Below are 5,457 nucleotides of genomic sequence, written 5' to 3'. Positions count from 1 at the left end.
CCGGAACCGGCCGCCCGTCAGGATTACTGCAGGCCCGCGGTCTTGCAGGCGGCGGCGTAGTCGCCGGTGCAGATGTCGGCGACCTTGTACAGGCCGTCGGCGATCACGGTGTCCTTGATGTTGGCCACGGTGACGACCTTCGGGTCCAGCAGCTTGGCCGGGATGCCCTTGTCGGTGTCGCTGTCGATGCTGGAGGAGGCGACGGACTTGATGTCCTTGCTCTGCAGCAGGTCGACGGCGAGCTCCGCGGCGGAGTCGGCCAGCGGCTTGTAGGCCTTGTAGATGGTGTAGGACTGGTCGCCGGTCACGATGCGCTGGATGGCGTCGAGGCCCGCGTCCTGGCCGCCGACCGGCACCTTGATGCCGGCGGACTTCAGCTGGGTGATGATCGCGGCGGCCATGCCGTCGTTGGCGGAGTAGACCGCCTGGAAGCCGTCCTTGCCGAGCTGGGTGATCGCGGCGCCGATCTTCTGGCCGGCCACGGTCGGCTTCCACTCGCCGGACTGCTCGTAGACGACCTTCTTGACCTTGCCGTCGAGGATCTTGTGCGCACCGGCCTTGAACTTGCCGGCGTTCGGGTCCGCGTCGTCACCGTTGATCATGACGATGTTGGAGTCGGCGGCCTTGGCACCGAGGGCGTCGACCAGGGCCTGGCCCTGGAGCTCGCCGACCTTCTCGTTGTCGAAGGAGACGTAGGCCGAGACCGGGCCGGTGGCGAGGCGGTCGTACGCGATGACCTTGACGCCCTTGTCGGCCGCCTCCTTGACCCAGGACTGGGTGGAGGCCGCGTCGAACGCGTCGAGGATGATGACCTTGACGCCCTGGGCGATCAGGGTGTCGAACTGCTGCTTCTGCTTGGCGGCCGAGCCCTCGGCGTTGCTGTACTTGACGTTGCAGTCGCTGCACAGCGCCTTGACCTTGGCCTCGATGAACGGCTTGTCGAAGGACTCGTAACGCGTGGAGGACGCGTTCTCCGGGAGGAGCAGGCCGATCGACTTGGTGTCGCCGCCCTTCGCGTCGGACGACTTGTTGTCACTGCCGGCCTTGCCACAGGCGGCCATGGAGAGGGCCATCGAAACAGCAGCGGTGCCGATGACAGCGCGACGCATCATTGCGTTCATGGTGGGGGGTGCCTCCCTGACAGAGCCGCAACATCGCGGCGAGGTGGAAGGGAGTCAACCCGGATCGCTCGCTTGTCGTCAATAAGTAAAACCGAGACTGCTCGGATCCGAACCCTTTCGTTATCTTCCTGAAGGCGAAGCCGAGATCAAACAACCCCGGCCCGCCCCCGTCGCACCGCTCAGCCGCAGCTCAGGCGCTACTTGCGGCCGCGAGACCGGTCTGTCGGATCGCGCCCGATTCGCCCATCTCGCTCATCACCAGGGCCAGTGCCCCGAGGACCTCCGCGCGGCCACCGAGCGTGCCCGGAACCACCGAGAGCTGGCGCGCCGCGCTCGGGATGGCATACCGCGCCACGGAGTCCCGGATCGGGGAAAGCACCAGTTCACCGGCCTCGGCGAGCTCCCCGCCGAGGATGACGCGGCGCGGGTTCAGCAGGTTGCAGAGCGTGGCGACGCCGCTGCCGATCTGCCGCCCGGCGTCCGCGATGACCCGGCGGCAGCCGAGGTCGCCCTGCTGGGCCAGCTGCACCACCTTGGACAGTGTGAGCTCGCCGGGGTGGTTGGCGTTCAAGAGGTTGAGCAGGTAGCGGGATCCGACGAAGGTCTCCAGGCAGCCGCGGTTGCCGCAGCGGCAGACCGGCCCGGCCTCGTCCAGCGTGATGTGCCCGATCTCGCCCGCGGTGCCGCCCGGGCCCCGGTAGATCTGGCCGTTGATGACCAGTCCGGAGCCGACGCCGCTGGCCACCTTGATGTACGCCAGGTCGCTCAGCCCGCGCCCGGCGCCCCAGACCAGCTCGCCCAGCGCGCCCAGGTTGGCGTCGTTGTCCACGTACACCTGCATGCCCAGGCGCTGGGAGAGCTCCCGGCCCGGGTTGACGCCCGTCCAGCCCGGCAGGATCGCCGTCGAGCCGAGCGCGCCGGTCTCCACGTCGATCGGGCCCGGCACGCCGAGGCCCACCCCGATCACCTTGTCCGGCCGGAACCCGGCCTGCGACAGCAGCCGTCCGACCAGCGCCTCGGCCCGGTCGAAGCCCTGCTGCGCCGACACGTCGGTGTCGATCGGCTCGCTCTCCTCGGCCAGCACCCGGTGCGCCAGGTTGCCCACGGCCACCCGCAGGTGGGTGTGGCCGAAGTCGACCCCCACCACGATCCCGGCGTCCCCGCTCAACGACACGCTTCTGGCCCGTCTGCCTCCGGAGGAGGTGTCGGCGACCACGACGGTGCCGCTCTCCTTCAGCTCGCGGACGATGTTGGACACCGTCGCCGCCGACAGTCCGGTGGACCTGGCGATCTCGGCCTGGGTGAGCGAGCCGGCCATCCGCACGGCCCGCAGCACCCGTTCGAGGTTCGCCCGGTGCAGCGAGGACTGCGATCCCGGCGTGTCCATCGACATGATTCACCCTCCCAGGGCACGGGGACCCGACCGTCCCCGCCCCTGCCGCGCCGTTGCGGCGGAGCTCGTTGTGCCGGCCGCCCCGGTCACCCTGCGGTGTCGGAGCCTCAACCGGGCGTTCATCTTCAACTTCTGAACTCTAAGCTCAGCCAACCCAGCAATACAGAGTCAAGAGCGAAGTCGGATCGTTGCGAAACATCTCCTGCCTCCCTACGTCGAGTGTCGTAGCCTTCCGCCTCCGCCGCCCGGCGGCCCGGATTTCGCAGGTCCGCGCGGGGGAGGCTCGTGGGAGGATGCCGGGTACCCAAGCCTGACGAAGGAGTCCTGCGAGTGCCTGGCACCAACTTGACCCGTGAGGAGGCCCGCACCCGGGCCGCGCTCCTGCATGTGGAGACGTACGACATCGAGCTCGACCTGAGCTCGGCCCGCGAGGGCGGCACCTTCCGCTCCACCACCGCGGTCCGCTTCACCGCCACCGACCCGGGCGCCGTGACCTTCATCGACCTGGTGGCCCCCTCGGTCACCGAGATCGTCCTCAACGGCGAGGCGCTGGACCCGGCCGCGCACTTCGCCGACAGCCGGATCACCCTGCCCGGCCTGCAGGCCGTGAACGAGCTGCGGGTGGTCGCCGACTGCGCCTACACCAACACCGGCGAGGGCCTGCACCGCTTCGTCGACCCGGTCGACGGCGAGACCTACCTCTACACCCAGTTCGAGGTGCCGGACGCCCGCCGCGTCTTCGCCAACTTCGAGCAGCCCGACCTGAAGGCCGCCTTCGCCTTCACCGTCACCGCGCCCGCCGGCTGGGTCGTGGTCTCCAACTCCCCCACCCCCGAGCCGGCCGGCTCGGGCGAGCTGCGGACCTGGACCTTCGAGCCCACCCCGCGGATGTCCACCTACGTGACCGCGCTGGTGGCCGGCCCCTACGTGGGGGTCTTCGACGAGTACACCAGCGGCCCGCAGCGCGTGCCGCTCGGCGTGTACTGTCGCCCCTCGCTGCGCGAGTTCCTGGACGCCGACGCGATCTTCGAGGTCACCAAGCAGGGCTTCGACTACTTCCAGGAGAAGTTCGACTTCGCCTACCCGTTCGCCAAGTACGACCAGCTGTTCGTGCCGGAGTTCAACGCCGGCGCGATGGAGAACGCGGGCGCGGTCACCCTCCGCGACCAGTACGTCTTCCGCTCCAAGGTCACCGACGCCGCGTACGAGATGCGGGCCGCGACCATCCTGCACGAGCTCGCCCACATGTGGTTCGGCGACCTCGTCACCATGGAGTGGTGGAACGACCTCTGGCTCAACGAGTCGTTCGCGACCTTCGCCGAGGCGGTCTGCCAGGCCGAGGCGCCCTCCTCGAAGTGGCCGCACTCCTGGACGACCTTCGCCAACCAGATGAAGACCTGGGCGTACCGGCAGGACCAGCTGCCGTCCACCCACCCGATCATGGCGGACATCAACGACCTGGAGGACGTCCAGGTCAACTTCGACGGCATCACCTACGCCAAGGGCGCCTCGGTGCTCAAGCAGCTGGTCGCCTACGTCGGCCAGGACGCGTTCTTCCAGGGCGTGCAGGCCTACTTCAAGCGCCACGCCTGGGGCAACACCACCCTCCCCGACCTGCTCGGCGCCCTGGAGGAGGCCAGCGGCCGCGACCTCAAGACCTGGTCGAAGGCCTGGCTGGAGACCGCCGGCATCAACGTGCTCCGCCCCGAGCTGCACATCAACTCCGACGGCGAGATCGAGTCCTTCGCCGTCCTGCAGCAGGCCCCCGCGCTGCCCGCCGGCGCCCGCGGCGAGGCGGTGCTGCGCCCGCACCGGATCGCCATCGGCCTGTACGAGCTCGTCGACGGCGCGCTGGTGCGCACCGACCGGATCGAGCTGGACGTGGACGGCCCCCGCACCGAGGTCCCCGAGCTCGTCGGCCGGCACCGCCCCGCGGTCCTGCTGCTCAACGACGACGACCTCTCCTACGCCAAGGTCCGCCTGGACGAGGACTCGCTGGCGGTCGTCACCGAGCACCTCGGCGACTTCGCCGACTCGCTGCCGCGCGCGCTGTGCTGGGCCTCCGCCTGGGACATGACCCGCGACGGCGAGCTCGCCGCCCGCGACTACCTGGCGCTGGCCCTGTCCGGCCTCGGCCGGGAGAGCGACATCGGCGTCGTCCAGTCGGTGCACCGCCAGGTCAAGCTCGCCCTGGAGTCCTACGCCGACCCGGCCTGGCGCGAGCAGGGCCTGCAGATCTGGGCCGCCGCCGCCGAGCAGCAGCTGCTGGCCGCCGCCGCCGGCAGCGACCACCAGCTGGCCTGGGCCCGCACGCTGGCCGCCGCCGCCCGCACCGACGGCCAGCTCGACCTGCTGGCCGGCCTGCTCGACGGCACCCGGACCGTCGAGGGCCTGGCCGTCGACACCGACCTGCGGTGGGCCCTGCTGGGCCGCCTGGTCGCCACCGGCCGCGCCGGCGAGGACGCGGTCGAGGCCGAGCTGGCCCGCGACAACACCTCCTCGGGCCAGGAGCACGCCGCGACCTGCCGGGCCTCCCGCCCGACCGCCGAGGCCAAGGCCGAGGCCTGGGCGTCCGTGGTCGAGGCCGACGAGCTGACCAACTACGTGCAGGAGGCCGTCATCGTCGGCTTCCAGCAGGCCGACCAGCGCGAGCTGCTCGCGCCGTACGCGGCGAAGTACTTCGCCGCGGTCAAGGAGGTCTGGGAGACCCGCAGCCACGAGATCTCGCAGCAGATCATCGTCGGCCTGTACCCCGCGTACCTGGTCGAGCAGAGCACCCTGGACGCCACCGACGCCTGGCTGGCCTCGGCCGACCCGGCGCCGGCGCTGCGCCGCCAGGTGGTCGAGGCGCGGGCCGGCATCGAGCGTGCGCTGAAGGCCCAGGAGGCCGACCGCGCAGCCGGCGCCCAGGCCTGACGCTGCGCCGGCCGCCCGGGGCCCAGC

Annotated in this window: 3 protein-coding genes; 1 reads left to right on the top strand and 2 read right to left on the bottom strand. The window is 70.5% G+C overall.

All coding sequences use genetic code 11. From position 1 onward, the window contains the following. Window positions 1-23 precede the first annotated feature (23 nt). Window positions 24-1,121: a sugar ABC transporter substrate-binding protein gene (locus ACFV0G_RS34275; RefSeq protein ID WP_380556409.1), complete on the bottom strand. Its 1,098-nt coding sequence runs from the start codon at window positions 1,119-1,121 to the stop codon at window positions 24-26. Window positions 1,122-1,311: 190 nt separating this feature from the next. Continuing rightward, window positions 1,312-2,508, bottom strand: coding sequence for an ROK family protein (locus ACFV0G_RS34270; protein WP_380556411.1), 1,197 nt, complete (start codon window positions 2,506-2,508; stop codon window positions 1,312-1,314). Window positions 2,509-2,844: 336 nt separating this feature from the next. On the opposite strand from ACFV0G_RS34270, the gene pepN reads away from it, so the two are divergent. Beyond that, window positions 2,845-5,430, top strand: a complete 2,586-nt coding sequence (gene pepN / locus ACFV0G_RS34265; RefSeq protein WP_380556407.1) for an aminopeptidase N — start codon at window positions 2,845-2,847, stop codon at window positions 5,428-5,430. Window positions 5,431-5,457 lie beyond the last annotated feature (27 nt).

This window comes from Kitasatospora sp. NPDC059571 (genome assembly GCF_042735675.1).
In the GTDB taxonomy this organism is placed as follows: domain Bacteria; phylum Actinomycetota; class Actinomycetes; order Streptomycetales; family Streptomycetaceae; genus Kitasatospora.
Note: the sequence above shows the minus strand (reverse complement) of the source record. Positions and strands in the feature narration are given on the sequence as shown.